The 24,779-nt window shown below is 58.0% G+C and carries 27 protein-coding genes and 1 tRNA gene; 16 read left to right on the forward strand and 12 right to left on the reverse strand.

Annotated features, from left to right (window positions below; all coding sequences use genetic code 11):
• Positions 1-21: 21 nt before the first annotated feature.
• The 3 genes from J0X19_RS10605 to J0X19_RS10615 form a co-directional block, all read right to left on the reverse strand.
• Positions 22-324: a hypothetical protein gene (locus J0X19_RS10605; RefSeq protein ID WP_206984331.1), complete on the reverse strand. Its 303-nt coding sequence runs from the start codon at positions 322-324 to the stop codon at positions 22-24.
• A gap of 118 nt (positions 325-442) precedes the next feature.
• Entirely contained in the window at positions 443-748 is a 306-nt protein-coding gene (locus tag J0X19_RS10610; protein WP_206984332.1) for a hypothetical protein, read from the reverse strand.
• Positions 749-843: 95 nt separating this feature from the next.
• Positions 844-2,835: an alpha-ketoacid dehydrogenase subunit alpha/beta gene (locus J0X19_RS10615; protein WP_206984333.1), complete on the reverse strand. Its 1,992-nt coding sequence runs from the start codon at positions 2,833-2,835 to the stop codon at positions 844-846.
• Positions 2,836-2,992: 157 nt separating this feature from the next.
• Here J0X19_RS10615 and J0X19_RS10620 point away from each other — a divergent pair, with 157 nt between their 5' ends.
• From J0X19_RS10620 to J0X19_RS10635, 4 genes are all read left to right on the forward strand, one after another.
• Entirely contained in the window at positions 2,993-3,643 is a 651-nt protein-coding gene (locus J0X19_RS10620) for a hypothetical protein (protein WP_206984334.1), read from the forward strand.
• Between the two features lie 804 nt (positions 3,644-4,447).
• A complete protein-coding gene (locus J0X19_RS10625) occupies positions 4,448-5,866 on the forward strand; it encodes a hypothetical protein (protein WP_206984335.1) in 1,419 nt (472 codons plus the stop codon).
• A gap of 211 nt (positions 5,867-6,077) precedes the next feature.
• On the forward strand, positions 6,078-7,523 hold the full coding sequence (locus tag J0X19_RS10630; RefSeq protein WP_206984336.1) for a hypothetical protein: 1,446 nt from the start codon (positions 6,078-6,080) through the stop codon (positions 7,521-7,523).
• A gap of 130 nt (positions 7,524-7,653) precedes the next feature.
• On the forward strand, positions 7,654-8,943 hold the full coding sequence (locus J0X19_RS10635; RefSeq protein WP_206984337.1) for a M16 family metallopeptidase: 1,290 nt from the start codon (positions 7,654-7,656) through the stop codon (positions 8,941-8,943).
• A 112-nt stretch (positions 8,944-9,055) separates the two neighbouring features.
• Here the strand turns inward: J0X19_RS10635 and J0X19_RS10640 are convergent, their stop codons facing one another.
• From J0X19_RS10640 to J0X19_RS10650, 3 genes are all read right to left on the reverse strand, one after another.
• Positions 9,056-9,682 carry a hypothetical protein gene (locus J0X19_RS10640; protein ID WP_206984338.1) on the reverse strand — a complete coding sequence of 209 codons (627 nt, stop codon included), beginning with the start codon at positions 9,680-9,682 and terminating at the stop codon, positions 9,056-9,058.
• Positions 9,683-9,993: 311 nt separating this feature from the next.
• Complete coding sequence (locus J0X19_RS10645; RefSeq protein WP_206984339.1) at positions 9,994-10,377, reverse strand: hypothetical protein; 384 nt, start codon at positions 10,375-10,377, stop codon at positions 9,994-9,996.
• 68 nt (positions 10,378-10,445) lie between these two features.
• Positions 10,446-10,907 carry a hypothetical protein gene (locus J0X19_RS10650; protein ID WP_206984340.1) on the reverse strand — a complete coding sequence of 154 codons (462 nt, stop codon included), beginning with the start codon at positions 10,905-10,907 and terminating at the stop codon, positions 10,446-10,448.
• A 250-nt stretch (positions 10,908-11,157) separates the two neighbouring features.
• On the opposite strand from J0X19_RS10650, the gene pheS reads away from it, so the two are divergent.
• From pheS to nfi, 10 genes are all read left to right on the forward strand, one after another.
• A complete protein-coding gene (pheS, locus tag J0X19_RS10655) occupies positions 11,158-12,195 on the forward strand; it encodes a phenylalanine--tRNA ligase subunit alpha (RefSeq protein WP_206984341.1) in 1,038 nt (345 codons plus the stop codon).
• A 55-nt stretch (positions 12,196-12,250) separates the two neighbouring features.
• Entirely contained in the window at positions 12,251-12,727 is a 477-nt protein-coding gene (locus tag J0X19_RS10660; RefSeq protein WP_242582430.1) for a hypothetical protein, read from the forward strand.
• Positions 12,728-12,823: 96 nt separating this feature from the next.
• Positions 12,824-12,900: transfer RNA gene (locus tag J0X19_RS10665), tRNA-Asn, on the forward strand.
• A gap of 389 nt (positions 12,901-13,289) precedes the next feature.
• Positions 13,290-13,559, forward strand: a complete 270-nt coding sequence (locus tag J0X19_RS10670; protein ID WP_206984342.1) for a hypothetical protein — start codon at positions 13,290-13,292, stop codon at positions 13,557-13,559.
• Between the two features lie 27 nt (positions 13,560-13,586).
• Positions 13,587-13,781, forward strand: coding sequence for a hypothetical protein (locus tag J0X19_RS10675; RefSeq protein ID WP_206984343.1), 195 nt, complete (start codon positions 13,587-13,589; stop codon positions 13,779-13,781).
• Positions 13,782-13,821: 40 nt separating this feature from the next.
• A complete protein-coding gene (locus J0X19_RS10680; protein WP_206984344.1) occupies positions 13,822-14,082 on the forward strand; it encodes a hypothetical protein in 261 nt (86 codons plus the stop codon).
• Positions 14,083-14,232: 150 nt separating this feature from the next.
• The gene (locus J0X19_RS10685) at positions 14,233-15,081 is read left to right on the forward strand and encodes a hypothetical protein (protein ID WP_206984345.1); all 849 of its coding nucleotides are present in this window, start codon (positions 14,233-14,235) and stop codon (positions 15,079-15,081) included.
• 1 nt (position 15,082) lies between these two features.
• On the forward strand, positions 15,083-16,426 hold the full coding sequence (locus J0X19_RS10690) for a PAAR-like protein (RefSeq protein ID WP_206984346.1): 1,344 nt from the start codon (positions 15,083-15,085) through the stop codon (positions 16,424-16,426).
• A gap of 17 nt (positions 16,427-16,443) precedes the next feature.
• On the forward strand, positions 16,444-16,851 hold the full coding sequence (locus tag J0X19_RS10695; RefSeq protein WP_206984347.1) for a toxin-antitoxin system YwqK family antitoxin: 408 nt from the start codon (positions 16,444-16,446) through the stop codon (positions 16,849-16,851).
• Between the two features lie 10 nt (positions 16,852-16,861).
• Positions 16,862-17,524, forward strand: a complete 663-nt coding sequence (gene nfi, locus J0X19_RS10700) for a deoxyribonuclease V (RefSeq protein WP_206984348.1) — start codon at positions 16,862-16,864, stop codon at positions 17,522-17,524.
• A gap of 266 nt (positions 17,525-17,790) precedes the next feature.
• Here nfi and J0X19_RS10705 read toward each other — a convergent pair whose 3' ends face one another.
• The 6 genes from J0X19_RS10705 to J0X19_RS10730 all read right to left on the reverse strand — a co-directional run bounded on the left by J0X19_RS10705 (position 17,791) and on the right by J0X19_RS10730 (position 22,660).
• Positions 17,791-18,474 carry an MIP/aquaporin family protein gene (locus tag J0X19_RS10705; RefSeq protein ID WP_206984349.1) on the reverse strand — a complete coding sequence of 228 codons (684 nt, stop codon included), beginning with the start codon at positions 18,472-18,474 and terminating at the stop codon, positions 17,791-17,793.
• A 148-nt stretch (positions 18,475-18,622) separates the two neighbouring features.
• A complete protein-coding gene (arsS, locus tag J0X19_RS10710) occupies positions 18,623-19,669 on the reverse strand; it encodes an arsenosugar biosynthesis radical SAM (seleno)protein ArsS (RefSeq protein ID WP_206984392.1) in 1,047 nt (348 codons plus the stop codon).
• 44 nt (positions 19,670-19,713) lie between these two features.
• Positions 19,714-20,046: an arsenosugar biosynthesis-associated peroxidase-like protein gene (locus tag J0X19_RS10715; RefSeq protein WP_206984350.1), complete on the reverse strand. Its 333-nt coding sequence runs from the start codon at positions 20,044-20,046 to the stop codon at positions 19,714-19,716.
• Positions 20,047-20,104: 58 nt separating this feature from the next.
• Complete coding sequence (locus tag J0X19_RS10720) at positions 20,105-20,974, reverse strand: SDR family oxidoreductase (RefSeq protein WP_307788336.1); 870 nt, start codon at positions 20,972-20,974, stop codon at positions 20,105-20,107.
• Positions 20,967-21,968, reverse strand: a complete 1,002-nt coding sequence (locus J0X19_RS10725; RefSeq protein ID WP_206984352.1) for an NAD-dependent epimerase/dehydratase family protein — start codon at positions 21,966-21,968, stop codon at positions 20,967-20,969. The genes J0X19_RS10720 and J0X19_RS10725 overlap by 8 nt, the downstream gene beginning before the upstream one ends.
• The gene (locus tag J0X19_RS10730) at positions 21,968-22,660 is read right to left on the reverse strand and encodes a TIGR04283 family arsenosugar biosynthesis glycosyltransferase (RefSeq protein WP_206984353.1); all 693 of its coding nucleotides are present in this window, start codon (positions 22,658-22,660) and stop codon (positions 21,968-21,970) included. Before J0X19_RS10730 ends, J0X19_RS10725 begins: the two co-directional genes overlap by 1 nt.
• 238 nt (positions 22,661-22,898) lie before the next feature.
• Between J0X19_RS10730 and J0X19_RS10735 the strand changes: the two genes are divergently transcribed.
• Both J0X19_RS10735 and arsM read left to right on the forward strand, forming a co-directional pair.
• Positions 22,899-23,708, forward strand: a complete 810-nt coding sequence (locus J0X19_RS10735) for a DUF547 domain-containing protein (protein ID WP_206984354.1) — start codon at positions 22,899-22,901, stop codon at positions 23,706-23,708.
• A gap of 46 nt (positions 23,709-23,754) precedes the next feature.
• On the forward strand, positions 23,755-24,723 hold the full coding sequence (gene arsM / locus J0X19_RS10740) for an arsenosugar biosynthesis arsenite methyltransferase ArsM (RefSeq protein WP_206984355.1): 969 nt from the start codon (positions 23,755-23,757) through the stop codon (positions 24,721-24,723).
• Positions 24,724-24,779: the final 56 nt, after the last annotated feature.

The raw sequence follows: 24,779 nt of genomic DNA on the forward strand, positions 1-24,779 counted from the left end.
ACGCCGCCAGCCTTCCGAGTGCTATTCTTTTTTCTTTTTACGAAGACGCAGATTGACGGTGCTAGGTTCACTTACGCGCGCCGCACCGGTATTGTCGAACCGGTAATTTTCCCGGCCATCGTTAGGTTGCTCTTGCCGGCCCCCACCGCCCTGCTTAAGGTCGGATTTCTCTACGTCGAGGTGCGAGTCTTTGTAGGGCGCTGGGTACTTGCGGGCGTCGCGCAGGGCACGGCGGTTGGCCGCCCGCTGATTAACCTCAGCCGTTTGAGCGAAGGCCGCGCTGCCACTCAGCGCTAGTACCAGAAATAAAGGGAAAGCGCGCATTGGATGGGAATAGAGAAGGAAGAGACAAAAGAACGATACACTACTATTTGCTCCGCAGGCAAAAATCTATCCAACTAGAAGCTGCCACTTATAACAGAACCTATTTGCTTCCAGCTTCTTAGAATGGCAGTACAATACCCAGAAACTTACGCTGCCCTACTTTATGCGTACGACGGCGCCGCTCGTACTTTGGTTTCTTAAGCAAACCGTCTTTGCCATAGCTGTTCTTTTGCGGCTTCACCTCCACAGGTTCCGCGCTGGCGGCACTGCCGTCGGCGTTGGCATCATCCGAGCCTTTGGCGGCTTTTTTTACTTTGGGCTGCGGGGGTCCTTTGGGGCTAGGCAGTGCATAGCGGTGGCAGCCCGCCTCTGTGAGCAATAACAGGCTGCTAACCAACAGAATAAATAAGCTTCTCGTCTTCATGATGCGCGGTGCATTGTTCCCTGATATGCTTCCTAAACCACCTATGTACTGCGGGCCAACTTAACAAAGCGCGGCGGCTACCTCAGCGTTATAAACTAATAATTCAGTAACCGGTCCACGGCTTCGCGTAGGCGCTGCTGGGGCAAGAACTGCTTTTCTAGGTTGGGGGAGAAGGGAATAGCAGTGTCAAGGGAGCCTACGCGCTGGATGGGGGCATCGAGGTGCTCGAAGCAATGCTCGGCAATCCAGGCTCCGATTTCGCCACCGAGGCCGCCCGTGAGGGTGTCTTCGTGCAGCAGCAGCACCCGGCCGTTCTTGTTCACGGTTTCGCGCACGGCGTCCTGGTCCCAAGGCAGCAGGGTGCGCAAGTCCAGAATATCGGCATCGAGGTTTAGTTCGTCGGCTAGGGCCAGGGCCCAGTGCACGCCCGCCCCGTAGGTGATGATGCTGATGGTTTCGCCCTGCCGCACGAGGGCCGCTTTGCCAATAGGCGTGGTGTAGTACGCATCGGGCACCGGCGCCGACACGCTACGGTACAGCAATTTATGCTCGAAGTACAATACCGGGTTTGGGTCTTCGAAGGCGGCGCAAAGCAGGCCTTTGGCATCGTGGGGGTTGCTGGGGTACACCACTTTCAGGCCGGGCGTGTGCGTGAACCAAGCCTCGTTGCTTTGCGAGTGAAACGGGCCAGCCGCCGTGCCCGCGCCGGTGGGCATGCGCACCACCACGTCGGAATTCTGGCCCCAGCGGTAATGGCTTTTGGCGAGGTTGTTTACAATCTGGTTGAAGCCGCAGGTTACGAAATCGGCAAACTGCATTTCTACCATGGCCTTCTTGCCCTTAATACTCAGCCCCAAGCCCGCGCCCACAATGGCTGATTCGCAGAGCGGCGTGTTGCGTACCCGCGCTTTGCCAAACTGCGCCATAAAGCCCTCGGTAATCTTGAACACCCCGCCATAATCGGCAATATCCTGGCCCATCAGCACTAGCTCGGGGTAACGCTCCATGCTCTGCCGCAGCCCGTCGGAAATGGCATCCACGTAGCGTTTATCGGAAGTGCTTAGTGCCTCGTGCTTCGTGCTTAGGTCGTGCTCAGCACTAGGTACAAACGGGGCGTACATGTCGGCTACTTCTTCCTGCACGTCGGCTGTGGGCATGGGCACCGCGTCGGCTACGCGCAGGCCTTCCTCGATTTCGCGCTTGATGGTTTCGCGGAAGCGCATGCGGGCTTCTTCGTCCAGAATACCTTCGGCGAGCAGCCACTTCTCGTAGGTTTCCACCGGGTCTTTCTGGGCCCACTCCTCAAACAGCTCCTGCGGTACATACTTGGTGCCGCTGGCCTCTTCGTGCCCGCGCATCCGAAACGTGAGAGCCTCCAGCAGCACCGGACGCGGGTTGCGGCGCAGGTCTTCGGCCAGCCGGGTTACGGTGTCGTACACTTCCAGCACGTTGTTGCCGTCGATTTGCAGGGCCTCCATGCCGTAGGCGGGGCCTTTATCAATGAAGTAGTTGCAGCGGAACTGCTCCCGGCTGGGAGTGCTCAGGCCGTAGCCGTTGTTTTCGATGATGAAGATAACCGGCAGCTGCCACACCGCGGCCACGTTCAGGGCCTCGTGAAAGTCGCCTTCACTGGCGCCGCCGTCGCCGGAGTACGTTACGGTTACTTTCTGGCGATTATCCAGCAAATCGGCCAGCGCAATACCATCGGCCACGGCCAGCTGGGGGCCGAGGTGCGAAATCATGCCCACAATGTGGTGCTCATTGGTGCCGAAGTGGAAGCTCCGGTCGCGGCCTTTGGTGTAGCCGGTGGTTTTGCCCTGCCACTGCGCAAACAGCCGGTCGAGGGGCACGTTGCGGCCCGTGAATACGCCCAGGTTGCGGTGCAGCGGCAGAATGTACTCGTCGGGCTCCAAGGCCAGGGTGCTGCCCACTGAAATAGCCTCCTGCCCAATGCCCGAAAACCATTTGCTTACTTTGCCCTGCCGCAGCAAAATCAGCATTTTTTCCTCAATCAGGCGCGGCTTCAGCAGGTGCTGGTAGAGGTACAGCAGCGTGTCGTTGGAGTAGTCTTTCCGGTCGAAATGCATGGGGCGGGGCGAGGGGGATGGTTGTCGGGGCCAAAAGTAACGGATTGGGCCGTAGGCGGAATAATTCATACCTCTTGATCCGGCGAATGGCAGCGGCTACTGGAAATTAGTATCTTCAAAGGTACTGGTCTATTTCCACCTACTTATATCTACTGCTATGCATCGTCTATCCTGTCGGCTCTCCGTTGGCGCGCTCCTGCTAGGAGTTCCGGCGGCCCAGGCCCAAGTTACTGCTTCCGCCACCGACAGCCTGGCCAGTGTAGCTTCGCGCTGGCTGTTTGGCGGGCGGCTAGGCGCGGCCGTATCGTTTTACCGCTCCAACGATAACCTGTCGAACGGCAGTAACTCGCACCTCGGGCCGGCGGTGTCGGTGCTGGGCGGGTACTACATACGGCCGCTCCGGGTGTGGCTGGTAGCGGAGCCGGGGTATGAGCAGCGGCGGCTACCAGAATCCAGTAACAACTATTCGTATCTCACGCTGCCCCTATATGTGCGCACGGGCTTGCCGGCCAACCGGATGCACGTATTGCTGGGCGGCGGGCTGGCGGGGCGGCTAGGCCCGGCGCCGGTTCAGCCCGCCTACAACCTTATTGCTTTTCAGACCCGTGACGGGTTTGTGCTCTTAGGACTAGAAAGTGACTACCTGCACCGCCACCGGCGGGCGGCTGCACTGAGCGTCTGGGCCCGTTACGGCATATCGGCCACGTATAGCACATATAACTACGCGCCGAGCGGCAACCGGTACCAGGATGGCGAGGTGAAACAGGTGCTGCTGGGTGTGGCCATTGCACCGTACTGGTATCGGTAGGCGCTACGGAAGGCCGTAGGGTGCGGGGCTGGTGGGCGGCTTTGCGGCTTACGTACTTGCTGATAGTATACCCGCGGGCCGGCTGACTGCCTTTCGGCCAGGGCAGCAAGTGGGGCAGTCGTTACTGGTGCTGTTGCTTGTTTTCTCGCACGTTTTTTTGATTGACAAAATTTTCAACAGCTCAGCTTGTCTGCTTTTCTGCCCTAAACCATGAATGGCAGGCGGGCGGCCTCATGCTTGAAACTCCGGGTGACATCGGCAAAAGCATGCATTACAACCTATTGCATATCAACCCCATATATAAATAATAGACAGGCTTGGCAACGCATTGTTGGCTTGCGGTTCAGCCTTCTTGTCCTGGAGTTATTAAGGGTTCCAAATCAGCTATTCGCAGAGAAGTTAAGGGCATTGGCAACCGGGCTCTTGCTGAAGCCACGTTTATTGATGAGTTTCGGGGTAGCATTGCGGTAAATACTTCCGCTGTACTTTCTTTTTGACAGCTTATCCTATGTTGTTTTTACCTCTGGCACTGCGTTTTGCGGCGCAGGTACCCAGCCCTTCTGTCGGTTCACCTCTGCGTATGCTGTTAGCCGCTCGGTTACTCCTGTCAGCACCTAGCACGCCGTATGCTGGCAGGCCACACCACCAGCGCGTAGTGTAGCTGTCACGCCTCTCCCGCGCCCGTTTGGTGCCATTAGTATCCTTGGCAACCATATAGTACCTGCTCTGCCTAGTACCCCTGCCCCCAATTTCCCACCAATTACCCGAATGAGTCACCCAGTAAAAAAGCAGTTACTGCTTTTGATGTTGGTTCTGTTTGTAGCACTGGACCTGGGCTACACCTTCATCCAAGCCTACCAACTCCCCCTCGAAGGCGACCTGCCTTCCATCGTACTGCCTGATTCGAACTGCCAACGCGTTTTGCACGACCCGTTTGGGTGGGCGGTGCTCACGCGCAACGAGGTGTACGTGGCCCCCAACCGCTTTTTTGCGCATGCGGCCATGGTCAGCTACTTCAAGTCTGTGCCCTTTGCCCTGCAACGCTTCATCGACCCCATCAGCAGCGTCTACGCCGCGTGCGCCCTGTTTGCCGTCGGCGTGCAGGCCCTGCTGCTTTACGTGCTTGGTGTGTATATCAGCGGAACCTACAGCCTGAAGTCGTATACTCCGTGGCTGGCTATGGCCCTATTGGCGCCGCTCTTCCAGCTAACGGGCTACAACGACCAGATGGGCATTCTGGACCACTCCATCACCTACACGTTTTTTTACGCGTTTCCGTTGGCGCTGCTGCTGTTGTTGCTGCTGCCTTTTTATCGGGCGGCGTATCAGGGCCAGCCGTTGCAGCTAAGTTGGCCGCGCCGCATAGCGCTGATAGGCTTGATGGTGGTGCTGGCTTTCAACGGGGCTATTATTACCGGCGTGGTGGCCGTGCTGTTCTTTGGTATCATCATACACTGGGTGCTGAAACACCGGCAAGAAGGTGCGTTTTTCCGCCCAGCTCACTGGCTAACCCACTTTCGTCGGACGCCGCAGCTACCGGTTGCCTTACTGGGCTTGTTCACGCTGCTTTGCCTGTACTCGCTCTACATTGGCCTCAACGAGCAGGAAAGCCGCATTCCTTCGCCGCCCCTGTGGCAACGCTACCTCCGTATTCCGATGGGTATTCTGTGGCAGTTTCGCAAGCTGGGGCTGCCGCTGCTGCTGCTTGCGTGCCTGGCCAACGTGCAATTTATCCGGCGGTTGCTGCCTGCCACGGCCACCACTGAGCGCATGGTTCGGATTTTGAAATGGGTAGGGCTTTTTACCTTGGTGTATCTGCTGTTGCTACCGCTCGGAGGCTACCGCACCTACCGTCCCCTCATTGTTCGCCGCGACTCCGACATGCCGGTGATTATGTGCTTGATGTTCTTTTATGGTCTTTCCACGTGCTTTTTGCTTACCTACCTGCATGGCCGCAACCGGCGCTGGTACATGCTGGGGGTGGTCTTGTTTTCAGCCATCTTCCTGAATGCCAACAAGCCGTGGCTCCGCGACAACAACACCTGTGAGCGGAAGAGCCTGGCCCAACTTGCCCAAGCCCGTGAAGCAGTGGTACCGCTTTGTAACGAGTGCAGCGTATTGGATTGGAACAAAACCCAGGCGCCCGAAAACTCGGAAACTGCGGCGCAAATGCTGCGCTACTGGCGCATCACACCAGACAAAAAATTGTATTTCAACAAGTAAGCACTGTTTTTTAAAGCAGTGCTGATTGCAGCCAACCCCCTACTTTTTTAGGAGTATCAATGTCTCTGGTCTGTAGCTGAGGTATTGCTAAGTTGACTATATCCGCAAAGTACGCTCCATCGTTAGCGCAGTTCCAGGGGAACTATTCTTGGTTTTCTTGGTTGCATAACTCGCTTCAAAGGCCAACTTTGTAGGTAGCTTAGCTTACCTAATGAAGAAAAAATATCTATTTCTGCTGCTGGTCTTGTTCGTGCTCCTGGACCTGAGCTATACGTTCTTCCAGGCTTACCAACTCCCCCTCGAAGGCGACCTGCCTTCCATCGTGCTGCCCGGCCCCGAGTGCCAGCAGATTCTGCACGACCCATTTGGGTGGGCGGTGCTCACGCGCAACGAGGTGTACGTGGCCCCCAACCGCTTTTTTGCGCATGCGGCCATGGTCAGCTACTTCAAGTCCGTGCCTTTTGCCCTGCAACGCTTCATCGACCCCATCAGCAGCGTCTACGCCGCGTGCGCCCTGTTTGCCGTCGGCGTGCAGGCCCTGCTGCTTTATGTGCTTGGTGTGTATATAACGGGTAGTTACCGGCTCAACCACCTGAACAATTGGCTGGCTATGGCCTTGCTGGCTCCACTGTTTCAGATAGCCGGCTACAACGACCAGATGGGCATTCTGGACCACTCCATCACCTACACGTTCTTCTATGCCTTCCCCATGACGCTGCTGCTGCTGCTGCTGTTGCCATTTTTTCTGGCGGCATCCAAGGGGCAGCCGTTGCAGCTGAGCTGGCCGCGTTGCATAGCATTGGTGGGGTTAATGGTGGTACTGGCTTTCAACGGCGCTATTATTACCGGTGTGGTAGCCGTACTGTTCTTCGGTATTGGCCTGCACTGGGTGATAAAGCAATGGCAAACGAGCGGTGGGTTCCGCCCAGCTCAGTGGGTTCGGCAGATTCCACGGCTCCCGGCTATCCTGTTAGGTTTATTCACAGTGCTGTGCCTGTATTCGCTCTACATTGGCCTCAATGAGAAGGAAAGCGTTGGCCATGTTATGCCACTGTGGGAACGATATACCCGCATTCCGTCGGGCTTATTCTGGCAATTCCGGAAGCTGGGCCTGCCGCTGCTGGTTATTGCTATTGGTATCAATGCGTTTTTCATAAGCCGCAAGCTCCCCAGCACCCCAGAAAGCCAGCGTATTCTATTGATTTTGAAATGGCTAGGCTTGTTCGCCCTTATTTATCTGCTGCTGTTACCGCTTGGTGGATACCGCCAATACCGCCCCCTTATTGTTCGCCGCGACTCTATTCTACCAATAATCCTGGGAGGTATTGCTTTCTACGGTCTTTCCACCTATTTCCTGCTCTACCATTTGCCGGCCCAGGTGCGCCGCTGGTATATATTGGGGGTGGGGGTGTTTGCAGCCATTTATATTAATGCCGACAGTCTGAAGCTGCCAGCCCCAGAAAACAACACCTGTGAGCGGCAGGGGCTAGAACGGTTGGCTGCTGCCACCGAGCCTATTGTGCGTGTAAGTGCCGAGTGCTCGGTAATGGCGTGGTGGAAGATAGACAACCCGAATTATTCGGAAACCAATGCGCAACTCCTAGAGTATTGGGGCATAACTCAAGGTAAAAAGCTGTATTACCACCAAGGCTGGTAGCACTGATTCACGGTCCGTAGATTCATAAGATGAAGGCCGTGCAACAAGCCGCCAGGCGCAAACTATAGCCTACTCGAACCCAGCATCCCGGTTATCGGTTTGCTAATTACGCTCCCCTTACTTTCACTTTATGATTCATTTCGAAGAATTCACGCTGACCAACGGCTTGCGCTGCATAGTTCACGAAGACCATACCACTCCCATGGCCGTGCTGGACGTGCTCTACGACGTAGGCTCGCGCGACGAGGACGCTTCGCACACCGGCTTTGCCCACCTGTTTGAGCATTTGATGTTTTCGGGTTCCGTCAATATTCCTAGCTACGACGAGCCGTTGCAGCGCGTTGGCGGCGAAAACAACGCCTTCACCTCCCCTGATGTCACCAACTACTACCTCACCGTTTCGGCTGCCAACCTGGAAACCGGTTTCTGGCTGGAATCCGACCGGATGCTGAACCTGGCCTTCTCCGAGAATGGCCTGGAGGTGCAGCGCAAAGTGGTGGTCGAGGAATTCAAGCAAAATTACCTGAACCAGCCCTACGGCGACGTGTGGCTGAAGCTGCGCCCAGTAGCTTATCAGCACCACCCGTACCGCTGGGCCACTATTGGCAAGGAAATCAGCCACATCGAAAACGCGGTGATGGACGATGTGCGGGCTTTCTTCAAGAAACATTACGCTCCGCAGAACGCCATTCTGGTGGTGGCCGGGGCTGTAACCGTAGCCGAGGCGCGCCGCTTGGCAGAAAAGTGGTTTGGCCCGATTCCGGGCGGGCCGCGCTACGAGCGGCAACTGCCCGTAGAGCCCCGGCAAACTGAGCCGCGCTTCTTGGAAATAACCGCCGACGTACCGCTCAATGCCTTGTACAAGGTATACCACATGCCGGGCCGTACCGCCGACGCCTACTACAGTGCCGACCTATTGGGCGACCTGCTGGGCCGGGGCAAATCCAGCCGCTTGTATCAGCAGCTAGTGAAGGATCAGCAGTTGTTCAACTCTATTTCGGCCACTGCCACCGGCTCTCTGGAGCCAGGTTTGCTCGTTATCAGTGGCAAGCTGAATGCCGGTGTAACGTTGGAAGCCGCTGATGCTGCCGTGGAAAAGCTCATAGCCGCTCTACACAGTGAACTGGTTTCAACAGAGGAACTAGAGAAGGTGAAAAATCAGGCCGAAGCTAGTATCGTGTTCGGAGAAATAGAGCTGTTAAATCGGGCTATGAACTTGGCTTACAGCAAGCTCATGGGCAATACCAACCTGGTAAACGAGGAAGGTGCCAAGCTCCAAGCGGTAACCCCCACCGATGTGCAGGTGTCGGCCCGTGAAATCCTGCGCCCCGACAACTGCACAACGCTCTACTATCGGGCGCAGCCCCGCCTTACGGCTCCCGCCACTGCGGATCCTGTAGAAGCAGCCACGGCCGAGTAAGCGTCCACTGCCCGCTCATTATACTCACAACAAGAAAGCCAGCCCGATAAATCGAGCTGGCTTTCTTGTTGAACTTGCAGTCTAAAGACTTACTGAAAGGGTTTGCCAGGGCCTACCAACCGCTGCCGCCGGATCCCCAGCCATCGTCTTTCTTCTTGGCCGGAGCAGCTTTCTTAGCTGGCGCAGCAGCGGCTTTCTTAGGAGCAGCAGTAGCACCGCCCGAGGCCTTGGTAGCCGTAGCTGATGCCGATGCGGCTACGGGAGCAGCCGGAGCTGGAGTTTCTACAATCGGAGCTGGCTCTGGCTCCGGGGCTGGCGCAGGCGTCACCACCGGGTCGGGGCGGCGTACGTTGCGGCGTATGTAGGGGGCAATGGGACGGCCCCGGTAGTCGGTAGTAACGCGGTGCGAAGGAGCCGCCGTGAAACCAGGTGCTACCACTGAGCCACCGGGCTGCATTTCAGTTGACGCAGCGCTAGTGGCAGCCGCTCCACCAAAACCTCCTTTGCCGGAAGTCATTTCGTTTTCAACAGCCGGAGCAGCAGGCGTTTCTTCAACGGCCGCAGCGGGTGCAGCAGTGGCTTTTTTGGTGGTTGCGGCTTTTTTAGGAGCTGGCTCTGGAGCGCCCCAGCCATCGGAAGAGCCCCACCCATCCGACGATTTCTTTTTGGTTTGGGCCTGGGCTGGTGCCGCCAGCATTGCCACAGCTGCCAGCAACAAGGGTAGAACAAGACGCTTCATAGGAGTAAGTCGTTAGATATAATCGTGCAAGTTACAGACCTTCACACAGCTAAGAAAGCCCGGCTACACATTCTCTTCAAACACCTTGGCAAAAGAGAAGTTCCCCTTCTTAAAAGACAGCTACGGGAAATTTTCCGGCATCTACAGCTCGTTCTTCAACGCCCAATCTACGGCCGTAGTATGGCACTTGGTTGAACCAGGAAATTCATTGAATGCAAAGAGCGGCCCCATCCTACCGGACAGAGGCCGCTCTTCATGGGTATATAGGCAAAGCCGCGCGGTGTTTTACTGCTTTTTGCGAGCAGGATACGTTACCGCTTCTTGCTTTTGGTGGCTGCTGGGGCTGATTTGGTAGGCGCCGTTTTTTCCGACGACATGGACGTGGCACTAGTAGCCGCTACTTTAGGAGCCTTTTTTTTCAGCGGCCGGCCCATGTAATCGGTGGTAGGCGGGCTGGGCATGTTTAGGCGCAGGCCAGGAGCCAGCTTCATATCATCTTCGTTGCGCCGCCCCGAACGGTCGTAGCGCGCGTAGGCGCCAGAACGGGCTTTGGCCTTGGTATTGCTGGTACGGTGGTAGCCGTTGGCTGCTTTTTTGGTGCCCGTTGGGCGGGCTACTTTTTGCGCCTGCGCTTCCGCAACGGAAAATAAGCTGATCAGAATGAGGAGCAAACCTGGGAGGGGAAAGAAGCGCATGGGCGTATTGGTTAAGTGAAAGCAGTCATGGAATTTCACTTACGCAAAACCACGCACTTCGGTCGGTTCTACCAGCTCGTTGAGTTGTTGGCGGCTACGGAAGTGTTTTTGCTGGCTTTAGCAGCTACCGTAGACGCAGCTTTTTTCTTGAGCGGCCGGCCCCAGTAGTCGGTGCTGGGCTTGCGGTACGGCGACGAGCTCATGCCGGGTGCCGCCATTACGCCGGAAGAACGCATCATCGGGTCGGTGCTTTCCTCGGCGGCGTAGGCTGCTTCGCGGGCAGCAGCGGCAGTGGTCAGGTTTGTCGATTTTTTCTTGAGCGGCCGGCCCCAGTAGTCGGTGGTGGGTTTGCCGTGCAGGCTCAGGGGCTGGCCGGGAGCCGTGCTCCAGCCCATGTTGTATTGAGGCGTTTCCTCGGTAGCAGCGGGTGCGTCGGCCCACGAATCGGTGGCGGCCGAAGCCTGGCTTTGCGCGAAAGAAGTGCTGAATGAGGCAGCCACCAGGAATGCAGAGAGCAGGAAAGTTTTCATAGCAAGAAGAAACAAAACGGAGGAAGGAATTGCAGTTAAATACTTGAACTACAGTAGCTCGCATGAACGGGTGGCGCCCCGCGTTCCGGTTGTAAGCCGCTGGTGATAGAGGCTTTTGCAGCAACCGTACCAACTTTTCATTTTCTGGGAACCAACTGCGTAATTTTAATTTAGCCCCCATTTACCTACCAAGTGGATAGTATCTGCCCAACACCAAAACCAGCAGTCAGCCGCTTATCTTTGCCTTACTATGCAGGAGAATATCTCGCGGCTACGCGCCGAAATCGAAGCCTACGACCTGAGCACGCCCGAACTGCTCGACCAGTTTCGTATTGCCTACACCGGCCGCAAAGGCCAGCTGGCCGACCTTTTCGACCAACTGAAAACTGTGCCGCAGGAGCAGCGCCGCGCCGTGGGACAGGAGCTAAACCAGCTAAAACAGCAGGCGTTGGCCCGGTTCGAGGAGCGCCAGCAGGAGTTGGAATCAGCCACCCGCAACGCCCCCGCCGATCCTACCTTCGACTACACGCTGCCCGCCGTTCCCAACCAGCTAGGCACCCGGCACCCGTTGAATCTGGTGCGCGAGGAGATTGTGCGCATCCTGTCGCGCATCGGCTTCAATGTGGCTGAGGGGCCCGAAATCGAGGACGACTGGCACAACTTCACGGCGCTCAACTTCCCCGAGAACCACCCGGCGCGCGACATGCAGGACACGTTTTTCGTGCACCGTACGCCCGGCGAGCCGGAGTGGCTGCTGCGCACGCACACCAGCCCGGTGCAGGTGCGCGTAATGCAAACCCAAAAACCACCCATCCGCAGCATCATGCCCGGCCGGGTGTACCGCAACGAAGCCATTTCGGCCCGCGCCCACATGATGTTCCACCAAGTGGAAGCCTTGTTCGTGGACGAAAACGTAAGCTTCGCCGACCTCAAGCAAACCGTGTATTACTTCGTGCAGGAGCTGTTCGGTTCTGATGTGCAAGTGCGGTTTCGGCCCTCTTTCTTCCCCTTCACCGAGCCCAGCGCCGAAATTGACATCACCTGCCTGATTTGCAAGGGCAAGGGCTGCAACATCTGCAAATACACGGGCTGGGTTGAAATTGGGGGCTGCGGCATGGTCGATCCGGCTGTGCTCGAACAATCTGGCATCGACCCGGAGCGTTACTCGGGCTACGCCTGGGGGATGGGCATTGAGCGGATTACCATGCTCAAGTACCAGATCAAAGACTTGCGCCTGTTCACGGAAAACGACCTGCGGTTTTTGCGGCAGTTCGAGGCCGTGCAGTAGCCGAGCTACAACCCAGGACGCTTTTTCGCTGCTTCCACAAGCCTATCCTACTCAGATGCACAAAAAAACAATAGCAGCTACCTCACGCCTGCGCCGCTCTTTCCGCAAGGGCTGTGTGCTGGCGGTAGTGTGCCTGGGTTTCCTGCTGACCGCCTGCGGTTCCGACTCCAACAACGTGGAGCCACAGATACCTTACGTCAGCTTTTCGGAAAGCATCAACCTCACCAACCAGCAGTACGTGAATCTGCGGGCCGACAATGGCGCCGCTTACGTTACGGGCGGCTTAAGAGGCCTGATAGTGGTGCGGCAGAGTTCCAGTACGTACGTGGCCTTCGACCGGAACTGCTCGTACCGCGTCAACGATACCACCTGCTCTCGTGTTAGCATTGACCCCTCGCGACTATTTTTGAAAGATGCTTGCTGCGGTTCTCAGTTCGACTTGCAGGGGCGTCCGCAGAGTGGTCCGGCCAGTCGTTCGTTGCGGCAGTACACTACTACGCTTTCCGGAAACATCCTGAATATCACTAACTAGAAGTTTTTTCTTGATTATTTTAGAGTAAATGTTTGCACAGACTGGCTTCGTACACTAATATTGCACCCGCAACGACAGATAAACGTCGCCATAACCGCTTCCTTAGCTCAGCCGGTTAGAGCATCTGACTGTTAATCAGAGGGTCCCTGGTTCGAGCCCAGGAGGGAGCGCCAAGCACTAGAAAGCCCGCCCTTACCGGCGGGCTTTCTTTGTTTCCAGCCTGTGCAGGCATTTTCGGGGTTTGGTACTCCGGCTGTTTTCGGTTAATTCCGGGTATGAACCGGGAACGTAACCGGGACATAGCCGAAAAACCCCATGCTGCTCACTACGCTCTACAAGAAGAAAATTAGCGTGCGACTGTACCCGCGGCTGGCAGCCACCAACAAAAAAGGGCTGTGCCCGGTGCGGCTTACGGCGCGCTGGCACGGTGAAGAGTTGCAGGTAGACACGGGCGAAATCGTGCTGCCCAGCCACGTAAACAAGGACGGGGACGTTGAAACGCTGTGGAACGGGCAAGGTGTGGTAGAAGGGCGCAGGCTGACCGAGCCGGGAGAAAGGTACCATGCCGACCCACCCCGATACGGCCGTCAACATCAATGCCCGGTTGATGAAGATGGTGAAGCAGGTTACTGACACGTTCAACCGGCTCTACGACCTGGCACCCGACCAGAAGGTGACGCGGGCCGCCATGCTGGCCGAACTGCTGCCGGCCCACGCCGCTGGCCGCAAGGCCGCGCCCGCGCCAGTGCCAGCGAAGCTGACTGAGTTACGGACCTTCCGGCAGGTGCTGGACGAGTGGAAGCAGGAAAACCGCAACCTAGCCAAAGACTAGCTACGGAAGTATGACCAGTTGGCGACGATGATGGAAACCTGGCGGCCTGACCTGCGGCCGGAGCAGGTGACGCAGAAGGTGGCCAAAGAATACCTGCAGCACCTGCTGGATTTGCAGAAGTCGGACGCGACTATCAAAGTCCACTTTGCTGGCATCCGCAAGTGGCTGGAGCAGCTGAAACTGAAAGCGGATATGCCGCGGCCGCAAAACGTGGGGCATTGACGTGGACGGGGACTCGATGCAGCCTCAGCTGCGCTCGGGTATGCAGGTAGCCGCCGTGCTGATTCCACTGGAAGACTGCAAGTATGCGGTGAGCGGGGTGTACGCCGTGGTATTCGGCAGCCAGTTTGCCATCAAGCGCATCAAGGACAATGACCTCCTGACGAAAGGCTACCTGGTGCTGCACTCCGACAACGAAAACGCCGGCAGCCTGACGGTGGCCGGCGAAGACATCCGGTATATGTGGCGGGTGCTGGAAATTATGCGAGGCTGGATTATCGCTCGGCCTGTGCATTTGTGGTAGGCATTTGTGCAAGCCTCGCTTGCACAAATGTGACATCGGAATGGGCTTCCGTGAACCGACTTACGCACTGCAGGTTGCCTGCAGTGCGTAAGTCGGCTTTAGCCTTATCTTGCCCGCGCTATTTCAGATGAATCTACTTTATATTTATATATGCAGGCCCTACCTTTTAGTCCATCGTCGGTCAGACCTTACACGTCACGTACGTACCAGGTGCAAACGGACACCAGCACCCGCGTGCGTGACCGGACCGTCAGCAACTCCATTACCACAACGCTCCGCCAGACCCACTATGGCCGCACCAAGCACGGCACCGCCGCCGTGTTTGTCGAACTGCTCGACTTTCAGCAGACCGATCAGTCGCCGCTAGCCGTGTTGTTGAAGGACCTCAACCCGGTCAACAACCAGCTGCTGTTCGAGGTAAGCGCTTACGGCGACTTACTGGCTATCCGCAACCTAGAGGAAGTTCAGGAGCAGTGGCGGGGCCTGCGACCCCACATCGTGGCCAAATACGGGCGCACGGCAGAAGGACGTGCTTTTATCGAGGGCTTTGAACAGCGACTCAGTTCCGACTCTTTGCTCAGTAGCTTCCTGCATAAGGGCGCTTATGGCATCCTCTTCCCTGGCGTATTCAATCCGACGGGGCCGGCCGGTGCTATTCGCTGGGGCTCCAGCGAGCGGCTGATGAGCGGCTTTTTTGGCAGCATCGATCTACCGCTGAAGATGCATACCAGTCTAACGCCCGACAGCGGCGAGCCGGGCCCGAGCCAGTTGCACGTAACAGGTGAGATTAATGATAGCCGTTTTGATGCATCTGGGTTTCAGGCGCTGGTCAAGCAGGCCATGGATATGATCAACTTCCAAGTAGTCCACCACCTTGACTGCCGCGAACAGTACGACTTGGACAATGCGGGCTGGCTTACGGCGGGCCAGCAGGAACTGACCTTTACGGTGGACAACTTCTATCACCAGTACACCCGGCACAAGCTAAAACTGGTCTAAGATGGCAAGCGAAGGCGATAAGTACATCACCAGCAGTGCTTGGCTCCGGTGCGACAAAGGCGCCACGCCCGGACCGCTGATGGCCACGTCCAAAACCGTGAAGCTCTACGGGCAGGATTGGGCCACACAGGTTGATGCGGTGCCCTTGGTCAACATTCCCTCCTTCGGCATGTGCATGGTGACGCGCACGCCCTGCGCACCGCTCACGGCGCTGTGGACCAACGTGATGGAAACCGTCAGCGTCCAAGGCCAAAAGCCGCTGCTTGACGTCTCCACCTGCCGATGTACGGTCGGCGGCGTGATAAAAATCTTCTTCACCCAACAGGCCGCGCTGGCAGCCGGGCCCGCGCCGCTCAGCCAGGAAGACGCTGCGGCCGAGCAGGAAGCGAAAGAGGAGGCCGAGTTCTGGGGTAACGTAGGCAAAGGCCTGCTGATTGCCGCGGCCGTGGTTGGAACCGCCGCCATTATCGTAGGCTCCGGCGGTGCGGCACTGGCCGTGCTGGGGGCGGCAGCGGCAACCGGAGCCGCTGTGGGCGGCGTAGGTGGCGCCGTGGCGGGTGGCATCACCGGCGGCGCCGAAGGAGCGGTATCCGGCTTCTTCCAAGGGGCGGTTTTCGGGGCGCTGGGCGGTATCGCCGTAGCCAGCGGAGCCGGCGTTGTAGCGGGGGCGCTGGCCGTTGGAGCAGCAGGAGCCGGCGTCGCCAGCCTGGGTTTTCTGGGAAAAGCCTATTACTACAACCCCAGCCGCGAGAACGGCTTGGTACTGGTCGGGGCCGGCGCGGGAATGATAGCCGGGGGCCTGACAGCGAAGGGAATAGGTAGCGCGAGGTCGGCTGCCATCCGATCTGGTTCGCTGTCCGAGGGTATTGCTAACTTAGTGAAATCGGTTCAGGAAGAAGCCCTGAATCGAGTAGCTAACTTATCAGTAAACAGACGAGGGCCTTGCTACAGTGGCGTATATGACCCGTTAACAAAACAGACTCATTACGGCGAAAATTTCAACATAAGCAAGCCAGCGGGTCGGGCGGCGTACACAAAGTTTTATGAAGAAGCCCATCCGGTTGTTAAAAACCGGATCGACGCCCAAAACGAGGCCTTGCGCAATGGCACGGCTACTGCCAAAGAGACGGCCGGAACTCCCGGCGCACACTCGGAAGTTGTTGCACTGGATAAAACCCTAAAGGCGCGGGAGGCTTATACTGGCCGACCAGCAACGGAAGCAGACCTAGCAGACTTTCACCTTCACAATCGGTCTACGATGAATGCGACTGCCGGACAGCCGATGAACCGCTGCGATAACTGCCGCAACATCACGGATGGGGTTAACACTATAGATCACAACTAGACTTTCGCGTTATGAACATGAACAGGATCAATATAAATGCCTTGGAGGGTAAGATCGACCAGAATGTGACTGTACTCTACCAAGATGGCAAGCCCTACACGGGCACCGTGTATGAAACGTTCCAAGGCAGAACGGATGTGGAGTACGAAGTTGTGAATGGCGTAAAGCAAGGTAGAGAAACCGAGTTCTATCCCGACGGTACTATACAGTCGGTGAGCTACTATGTTGGCAATCTGCTTGACGGCCCGTTGATGCGCTACCATGAAAACGGCGCCGTCGAAGAAAAGGCGCTGTTTGAAAAAGGGGTGTGCGTCCGCTCTACCTCTTATGATGAGGTAGGTCAGGTAGTCGAAGAATATACCATCGACGAGAAAAGCGCCGAATACCCTTGGCTGATGCATCTTCGGCAAAAGATGGGTGCCTGACCACGCCGCTATGATGAGCGAAGCGGAAGCAATGGGTGTGCAGCGGGAACTTAGTCAGCGCGTTATTCAACACGACGACCTGCCCCGGCCTGTGCGCATCATCGCCGGAGCCGACGTGGAATACGATAAGCACAGTGACCGGATTGCTGGGGCCATTGTGCTGCTCGACGCGGACACGAAAGCGGTGCTCGACGCAGCTACCCATGTGATGACGGCCTCGTTTCCTTACATCCCTGGCTTGTTCTCGTTCCGCGAAATGCCTCCCCTGTTGGAAGCCTACCAGAAGCTGCGCCTTCGGCCGGATGTGATTGTATGCGACGGCCACGGCGTGGCTCACCCGCGCCGGTTCGGGCTGGCCTGCCACCTCGGCCTCGAACTGAACGTGCCCACTGTCGGCTGCGGCAAGACCCGGCTTATCGGCCGTTACGATGATCTGGCCCTGGAGCGGGGCGCAACGGCTGCTTTGCTAGATGAGATGACTGGTGACAGGTTGGGCCTTGCGCTACGGACGCAAACTGGTATCAACCCGCTCTTCGTATCGGTTGGGCACCGCGTTTCCCTTGGCACGGCAGCCCAACTGGTTCTGTCGATGTGCGATGCGGTGCGCCTGCCCGAAACCACCCGACAGGCCGATAAATATGCCCGTGAAGCATTGGAAGCTGCTATTCACTAAAAGTGAATGTTATTGCAGACTAACTGCCAACGTGACCAAGCCGAAAGATAAGTTGTTGTATATGCGTATGTAAACTGTGTTATACCAAGACACAAACCGGGATTTAAAACTAAATATCTTATCTCTGGCATTTCTGCGAACTGATATACGCACCCAGGAGGGAGAGCCACACTATGAAAAAGTCCCTTGTAAATCAAGTATTTACAAGGGACTTTTTCATAGTGTGGCTTTCAGTGTGCTTTTACTTTCTATTCTGAGGCAGAACGTCAATCAGATACAATGTTCTTTTGCTCGTTGGTGAGCAGCGCGCGTAGCTCCAGCAGCCGGTCGACTACTACAGCCAGCAATACTCCGGCTACGGGAGCCACCACGTACACCCAAGCTGCCTCTAAATGTCCGCTCACAAAGGCCGGTGCTAAGGAGCGGGCGGGGTTCATGGAGGCGCCGCTCAATGGGCCACCCACCAAGGCTTCTAGCGCAACCGTGGAGCTGATAGTAATGCCCACCAACAGGCCCTGCTCATAGAAGCTGGACGTGACCCGTAGGATAACCAGCATCAGCCAAAACGTAAGAAATACCTCGATGCCGAAGGCCTGTGCCACACTATGTGCCGGTAGAGTGGCACCCAAGGCCGAGCCTGGCGTAGCGAGTAGCTTCACTAAACCACTGCCCACGAATGCGCCCACTAGCTGCGCTGCTATGTATGGTAGCACGCGCCGCCCCGGAAAGCGCCCCGCCACCCAGAACCCCAGCGTAACGGCCGGGTTGACGTGCGCCCCGCTGACGTGGCCCAACCCCTGGATCAGAATCAGCACCACCAGCCCGAAAGCAGCAGCAATACCGCCGTGCCCCAGCGCGTGGGTCTGCTCATTAACCACCACGGCCCCCGTTCCGAATATCAATAGCACTGCCGTACCCAGCGCCTCGGCTAATAAACAGTGACGCAACATTGTTCTCATACAGCAGCGGAAACAAGCATGGTGAATAGCACGGCGCACTCGCTGGATTCAGATAAACTGAAAGCCACAAACATCCCGCAGACAACTCAGCTGCTGCGGGATGTAAAGATGAGGAACTGCTGGTAAGTTATAGTGCCGCTCAGGCCGTAGCCCCACCGCAACTGGAGCCGCTGCCGGCAGTGCAGCCGTAGCAATGCTGGTTTATCACCACGGCGCGCTCGGCCAGGGCAGTGGCATCAAAGTCGCGGATGTGCTGCACGGCGCTGGCCACCTTCAGATCGAGCATTTGGTTGAAGTCGCAGTCGAAGAGGTAGCCGTCCCAACTGACGGAGATGGTGCTGCGGCACATCACGCCGGCAGCGGCGGAGGGGTTGAAGGCCGTTACCAGCTTGTCCATGTAGCCCGCGTAGTTGCCCGATTCCAGCAGAAAATCGAGGTAACGGCTGACGGGGATGTTGGTAATAGCGTACAGCTCATTGAACACGATGCCGAAATCCTTGCTCAGGGCGCGCTTGAACTGGTCTTGCAAGCCTTTCTGGGAGCCGGGTAGAAACGCGCCGTTGGGGTTGTAAACTAAGTTCAGCTTCAGGCCGCTGCCTTCCTGCCCGTAGCCGACGGCATTGAGCATTTTCAGAGCTTTGATGGAATCATCGAACACTCCGTCGCCGCGCTGCCGGTCGGTGGTTTTGGCGTTGTAGAACGGCAGGGAACTAACTACTTCCACCCCGTGCGCCCGGAAGAACTCGGGCAGGTCGTAATACTTTTTATTGGCAACGATAATGGTCAGGTTGCAGCGCACGATGATGTGGCGGCCCAGCGCGTGCAACTGTTCCACAAACCAGCGGAAATCCGGGTTCATCTCCGGAGCGCCGCCGGTCAGGTCCACCGTGGGAATATCGGTTTGCGCCAGCGCGTCGAGGCAGAGCTGCATGGTTTCGCGGGTCATGATTTCCTTGCGGTCCGGACCGGCATCTACGTGGCAGTGGCGGCACACCTGGTTGCACATTTTCCCCACATTAATTTGCAGCACGCCGGCTGCAACCGGCCGCAACGGGAATAGCCCGACGGTGCGCATTTTCTCATGAAACGCGGGCAGATGTGCACCTTCCGCCTGCTCTGACCGCAGTACGGTGAGCTGGAAGGCAGGGTCGGCTAGCTCGTTGCCGGTGGCTTTCAGGGATTTAATCATAAACAGTACGTACGCCGCAGTGCATAGCTGGCGGCCACAGCCTACATAGAAAGTTCTTTGGCTTTGTTCATCATCTGTACGCCGTGCACCAGCACCGCACCACCTTTGATGGCGGCGGCTACGTGTACGGCTTCCATCATCTGGGCTTCGTCGGCGCCTTTCTGCAATGAGTCGGAGGTGTAGGCATCAATGCAGTAGGGGCACTGCACGGCGTGGGCCACAGCCAGCGCAATCAGGGATTTTTCGCGCTCCGTGAGGGCGCCTTCCTTGAATACTTCACCGTAATAATCAAAGAATTTGCGGCCGGCTTCGGCTTGCCATTCCGTGATAGTACCAAATTTGGCCAGGTCGGCGGGATTGTAGTAGGTTGACATGAGTTGTTGGACGTAAGAAGATGTACGAGGAAAGTGCAGAAAGCAGATGTGAGGTAAGCTACTCATAAAACCGGCGTAACCGGCGCAAACTCGTCAGCACCACCCAGTCGCCGAGGCGCGGGAGCAGCGTATGCACCAGCACAATCAGGCGGCCCAGCCCGGAAATGACAGTGCGCTTGCGCCGCCGCCGAATGTGCTGGTAGATGATGGCCGCCACCTGGGCTTGGCTTTTCTGCCAGCGCGGCGACCTATAGGCAATGGGCACGGGGTTGCCCTGGGCATCAAGCACCCGCTTATCGGGGTCGTTTTCAGTGAAGCCGATGTGCACCACTCCTAAATGCACGCCCGTGGTTGCTAGTTCCAACCGTAGGGTATGGGCCAGGTTGGCTACGGCGGCTTTACCGGCGCAGTACGCCGAGCCACTGGGCATCCCGTTCAGAGCTGAAATCGAGGAAATGAACGTGACGCAGCCCCGTGCTGCTACCAAGTGCGGCAAGGCGGCTTTCAGCGGGTACACGGCGCCGTACACGTTGCTGTCGAGCACGGCGCGGAATACCTCGGGCTGCATATCGGCGAAATAAGCGCGCTGAGAAATACTGGCATTGGCTACCAGCACGTCAAGCCGGCCGAAGCAGCTGATGGCGGTGCCAATCAGTTGTTGGCAGGCGGCGTAGCTGGTTACGTCGGCCAGGCAGCTTACCACCGTGTAGCCTTCCGCAGCCAGTAGCGCCTCGGTGCGCGCCAACCGGTCGGGGCAACGGCCATTGAGCACTACGGCCGCCCCCTGCCCCGCCAGCACCCGCGCCGTCTCCCGGCCGATACCCGATTCGGAGCCGGTAACCAAGGCCACTTTTCCCGCCAGCGGGCCGGTTTTCGGCAGCTCCATCGTGGGCGCCGCCTTCTGAACGTCGGACAGCTGCTCAGACATAGCCGTGCGTTTTAAACCAGTCGAAAGCCTCTGTAATTGCCTGGCCGACGGGAGTCTGAGGCAAGCCAAGTTCCGTACGGGCTTTGCGGGCGCTGAAGTAATGCCCATCGTTGGCTACGGCGGCCATGGCGGCATTGAGTGCGGCCGGCCGGCCAGTGAGGCGGGTTTTCCAGTCGCAGAGCCGGCCGTAGAGCTGGGCCAGGGCGGGCGGCAGCGGCCACCGGGGCGGGGCCACGCCCAGCACCTGCCCCATCAGCGTAAAGGCCTCGCGGAAGCTCAGGTTTTCGTTCCCCAAAATGTAGGACTCCCCTACCCGCCCCTGCGCGAGGGCATTGACGGCGGCAGTGGCCACGTCGCGCACGTGCACGTAGTTTTTGCCACCCGCCGGGTAGCCCGGCAGCGTGCCTTGGTAGAGCGCCAGCAGCAAGGCGTTGGAAGTCGGTTTGGCGTCGCCGGGGCCGAGCATGAACGTGGGGTGCACCAGCACGGCGGGCAGGCCAGCCGTAGCGGCACGCTGCACCAACCCGGCCGCGGCATATTTGCTGTCCATGTAGTCGAGGCCGTAGTGGCGGCCGTTGTAGGGCCGGGTTTCGTCGCCGGGGGCAGCCTTCGTACCGAAGCCGCACACGTTGGCCGTACCCACGTACACCAGGCGCGCCACATCGGCCCGGCGAGCCAGCGCCAGCACAGTTTCGGTACCGCCGTAGTTGGTAGCCCACACGGCCGGATTACGGGCCGGATTCACTTGAGCTAGCGCGGCGGCATGCAGAATATAGCCGCAGCCATCGGCGGCCGTGGCCACGGTGGCCGGCTGGCAGATGTCGCCGGTTACGCACTCAATCGGCAGCTCGCGCAGGGGGGGGAGCGGACCGTTGGCCGCTGGTTGCCCAGGGCGCAGCAGCGCCCGCACCGGATACCCGCGGCCGAGTAGCTCGGTTACGAGGTGACGGCCCAGAAAACCATTGGCGCCGGTAACAAGTACGGTCGGCAGCATCAGCGGTAATTGAGCATGGTTTTGTAGCGGTGCGCAATGCGCCGGGGTGATACCCGCAGAAAGAACAGCAGAAATGCCGTTAGGTTGGCTAGCTGCACCCGCACCCAGCTGTTGGTGGCGTATTTGCGTGCCGATACCACTACATCCTGCGGTACAATAAGAAAGCGGGCCCGCTTACGAATACGGCGGATTATATCGAAATCCTCCATAATGCAATAGTACTCGTCGAAGCCGCCCAGCGCCTGAAACAGCGTGCGGGTGATGAAGAGGGTTTGGTCGCCGCCGCGGCTCATAATACCCTTAAACCGGGTTCCGTAGCTGTTAAGTCGGAGCAGCGGGTGCGCAGAATCGAACCGAAACCGGTAACAGCCAGCCTCATATCCGTCGGCAACGGCCTGCCGGATAGTAGCCACGTAGTCGGGGTGGATGCGCACATCGGCATGCACGAAGTAGAGCACGTTGCCGGTGGCGTGGTGGGCGCCGTGGTTCATTTGGGCGGCCCGGCCGGGAGTGGGGGCCTGCAATACGGTGGCGCCGGCGTGCCGAGCCACCTCGGCGGTGCCATCGGGGCTGTGGGCATCCACCACCAGCACCTCTATGGTGCCCGGCGGGGCATGCTGCCGTAGCTCGGCAACCAGCCGCCCAATGTGGGGGGCTTCGTTGTACGTGGGAATGATAACGCTAAGCAGCATATCCGAAACAGGCAGAGAGGTAAGAGAGGTGCAAAGTCGGTAGGTTTTACCAGAAAGTGCGGCCGGTTACCAAACACGCTGGCCCCCGCCTGACTGCCGCGCCGGCTGGTAGCCTGCCTGGGCCGCCACCGCCAGCCAACTCCTTTCCTTGGCCAGCCGGTGGACCTACGCAGTAGAGTGCCGCAAAAGTTTGCGGCGGCTACATCTTTTGTGTGGGACGTTTCCGTATGTTCAACCAATGAAACACGCAACAAAAATCCTGGTGGCAGCCGTGGTATTGGCCGGTAGTGCCCTTACGGCGCTGGCGCTGGGCAGTGGCCGCCTCAACCTGGTTCCCACTCCTGCCTATACGGTTCCGGCGGTTAGCGCCCCCGTTGACCACAGCGCGTATGAGCGTCTGCTGAAAAAGCACGTCAACAACCTGGGCCTGGTGGACTACAAAGGCTTCAAGGCCGATGAAAAAGAGTTCAACCAGTACCTCAGCCAGCTCAGCAACAACCCGCCCGCGGCCAACTCCAGCAAGGCCGAGCAGATGGCCTTCTGGATCAACGCCTACAACGCCTACACCATTCGCCTCATCCTCGACCACTACCCGGTGGAAAGCATCAAGGACATTGGCTCGAAAATCAAGATTCCCTTCGTGACCACGCCCTGGGCCGCCAAGTTTTTCAGCATCGGGGGCGAAAAAATGAGCCTCGACAACATCGAGCACGGCATCCTGCGCAAAAAGTACGACGACCCGCGCATCCACTTTGCGCTGGTATGTGCCTCCATTTCCTGCCCCCGTTTGCGCAACGAGGCCTTCACTGCCGCCAAGCTTGACCGGCAGCTCGACGACCAGGGCAAGGATTTCTTGAACAATCCGGCAAAAAACAAGGTTGGCAAAGCCAAGGCGCAGCTGTCCAAGTATTTCGACTGGTACAAAGGCGACTGGGAGAAAAACGGGCAGTCGGTGGCGAAATGGGTGAACAAATACTCGGCCACCAAGATGGACGCTACGGCCGAGGTCAGCTACCTGGACTACAACTGGAGCCTGAACAAACAATAAGCTGCGCCAGCTTCGGCGGTATTTCACTAGCCATTTCTTTCTTCGCATGGGTTATTTAGAAACCACTGCCGACGTGTACCGCCAGGCGGCGCACGAGCCCCAGGTGGGGCTGTGTTGCACCACCAACCCCGTGTGGCAGCTTCCCGGCCTGAGCATTCCGCAACGGATGCTCTCCATGAACTACGGCTGCGGCAGCACGGTTAATCCGCGCGACCTAACCAACAGTCCTACTGTGCTATACGTAGGAGTAGGCGGCGGCATGGAGCTGCTGCAATTCTCGTATTTCAGCCGCCGGCCGGGGGCGGTTATCGGGGTGGATGTGGTACCGGAAATGCTGGCAGCCTCCCGCGCCAACATGCTGGAAGCCGAAGCTCAGAACGAGTGGTTCAGCCCGGATTTCGTGGATTTGCGGGCCGGCGACGCCCTGCATTTGCCCGTGGATGATGCCAGCGTGGACGTGGCCGCTCAAAACTGCTTGTTCAACATCTTCAAGCTCGACGACCTGAAACGGGCCTTACAGGAAACCTACCGTGCGCTCAAGCCCCACGGCCGCCTGGTGATGTCGGACCCGACGTGTGAGCAGCCGATGAACGAGGAATTGCGCGCCGATGAGCGGCTGCGGGCCTTGTGCCTCACGGGCTCGTTGCCGTTGCAGCAGTACCTTGATTTGATAACGTCGGTGGGGTTTGGCACGGTGGAAGTACGCGCCAAGCGGGCCTACCGGGTGCTCTCGCCCCGGCACTACGCCACCAATGAGCTGATTTACATCGAGAGCGTGGAAGTTTGCGCCATCAAAGACCCCATGCCCGCCGATGGCCCCTGCATTTTCACGGGCCGCACCGCCATTTACTACGGCGGCGAGGAGTACTTCGACGACCAGAAAGGCCACGTGCTCATGCAAAACCAGCCCCTGGCCGTGTGCGACAAAACCGCCGGTGCCCTGCTGGCCCTGGGCCGCGACGACATCTTCGTGTCGGCTTCCACCTACCACTACGACGGCGGCGGATGCTGCTAAGTACAGCAACGCAAAAACGCCCGGCTGGCCCCAAACCAGCCGGGCGTTTTCTTTCC

This window comes from Hymenobacter telluris (assembly GCF_017313265.1).
GTDB lineage: Bacteria > Bacteroidota > Bacteroidia > Cytophagales > Hymenobacteraceae > Hymenobacter > Hymenobacter telluris.

Bases quoted from the DNA above. Each gene is read 5' to 3' on its own strand.
- J0X19_RS10695 (WP_206984347.1), top strand. From the start codon at position 16,444: ATGAACAGGATCAATATAAATGCCTTGGAGGGTAAGATCGACCAGAAT.
- J0X19_RS10725 (WP_206984352.1), bottom strand. From the start codon at position 21,968: ATGCTGCCGACCGTACTTGTTACCGGCGCCAATGGTTTTCTGGGCCGT.
- J0X19_RS10670 (WP_206984342.1), top strand. From the start codon at position 13,290: ATGCCGACCCACCCCGATACGGCCGTCAACATCAATGCCCGGTTGATG.
- J0X19_RS10625 (WP_206984335.1), top strand. From the start codon at position 4,448: ATGTTGGTTCTGTTTGTAGCACTGGACCTGGGCTACACCTTCATCCAA.
- J0X19_RS10615 (WP_206984333.1), bottom strand. From the start codon at position 2,835: ATGCATTTCGACCGGAAAGACTACTCCAACGACACGCTGCTGTACCTC.
- J0X19_RS10730 (WP_206984353.1), bottom strand. From the start codon at position 22,660: ATGCTGCTTAGCGTTATCATTCCCACGTACAACGAAGCCCCCCACATT.
- J0X19_RS10630 (WP_206984336.1), top strand. From the start codon at position 6,078: ATGAAGAAAAAATATCTATTTCTGCTGCTGGTCTTGTTCGTGCTCCTG.
- J0X19_RS10660 (WP_242582430.1), top strand. From the start codon at position 12,251: ATGCACAAAAAAACAATAGCAGCTACCTCACGCCTGCGCCGCTCTTTC.
- J0X19_RS10610 (WP_206984332.1), bottom strand. From the start codon at position 748: ATGAAGACGAGAAGCTTATTTATTCTGTTGGTTAGCAGCCTGTTATTG.
- pheS (WP_206984341.1), top strand. From the start codon at position 11,158: ATGCAGGAGAATATCTCGCGGCTACGCGCCGAAATCGAAGCCTACGAC.
- J0X19_RS10675 (WP_206984343.1), top strand. From the start codon at position 13,587: ATGATGGAAACCTGGCGGCCTGACCTGCGGCCGGAGCAGGTGACGCAG.
- J0X19_RS10620 (WP_206984334.1), top strand. From the start codon at position 2,993: ATGCATCGTCTATCCTGTCGGCTCTCCGTTGGCGCGCTCCTGCTAGGA.
- J0X19_RS10605 (WP_206984331.1), bottom strand. From the start codon at position 324: ATGCGCGCTTTCCCTTTATTTCTGGTACTAGCGCTGAGTGGCAGCGCG.
- J0X19_RS10715 (WP_206984350.1), bottom strand. From the start codon at position 20,046: ATGTCAACCTACTACAATCCCGCCGACCTGGCCAAATTTGGTACTATC.
- J0X19_RS10640 (WP_206984338.1), bottom strand. From the start codon at position 9,682: ATGAAGCGTCTTGTTCTACCCTTGTTGCTGGCAGCTGTGGCAATGCTG.
- J0X19_RS10635 (WP_206984337.1), top strand. From the start codon at position 7,654: ATGATTCATTTCGAAGAATTCACGCTGACCAACGGCTTGCGCTGCATA.
- J0X19_RS10690 (WP_206984346.1), top strand. From the start codon at position 15,083: ATGGCAAGCGAAGGCGATAAGTACATCACCAGCAGTGCTTGGCTCCGG.
- J0X19_RS10720 (WP_307788336.1), bottom strand. From the start codon at position 20,974: ATGTCTGAGCAGCTGTCCGACGTTCAGAAGGCGGCGCCCACGATGGAG.
- J0X19_RS10735 (WP_206984354.1), top strand. From the start codon at position 22,899: ATGAAACACGCAACAAAAATCCTGGTGGCAGCCGTGGTATTGGCCGGT.
- J0X19_RS10680 (WP_206984344.1), top strand. From the start codon at position 13,822: ATGCAGGTAGCCGCCGTGCTGATTCCACTGGAAGACTGCAAGTATGCG.
- J0X19_RS10650 (WP_206984340.1), bottom strand. From the start codon at position 10,907: ATGAAAACTTTCCTGCTCTCTGCATTCCTGGTGGCTGCCTCATTCAGC.
- J0X19_RS10705 (WP_206984349.1), bottom strand. From the start codon at position 18,474: ATGTTGCGTCACTGTTTATTAGCCGAGGCGCTGGGTACGGCAGTGCTA.
- J0X19_RS10645 (WP_206984339.1), bottom strand. From the start codon at position 10,377: ATGCGCTTCTTTCCCCTCCCAGGTTTGCTCCTCATTCTGATCAGCTTA.
- nfi (WP_206984348.1), top strand. From the start codon at position 16,862: ATGATGAGCGAAGCGGAAGCAATGGGTGTGCAGCGGGAACTTAGTCAG.
- arsM (WP_206984355.1), top strand. From the start codon at position 23,755: ATGGGTTATTTAGAAACCACTGCCGACGTGTACCGCCAGGCGGCGCAC.
- J0X19_RS10685 (WP_206984345.1), top strand. From the start codon at position 14,233: ATGCAGGCCCTACCTTTTAGTCCATCGTCGGTCAGACCTTACACGTCA.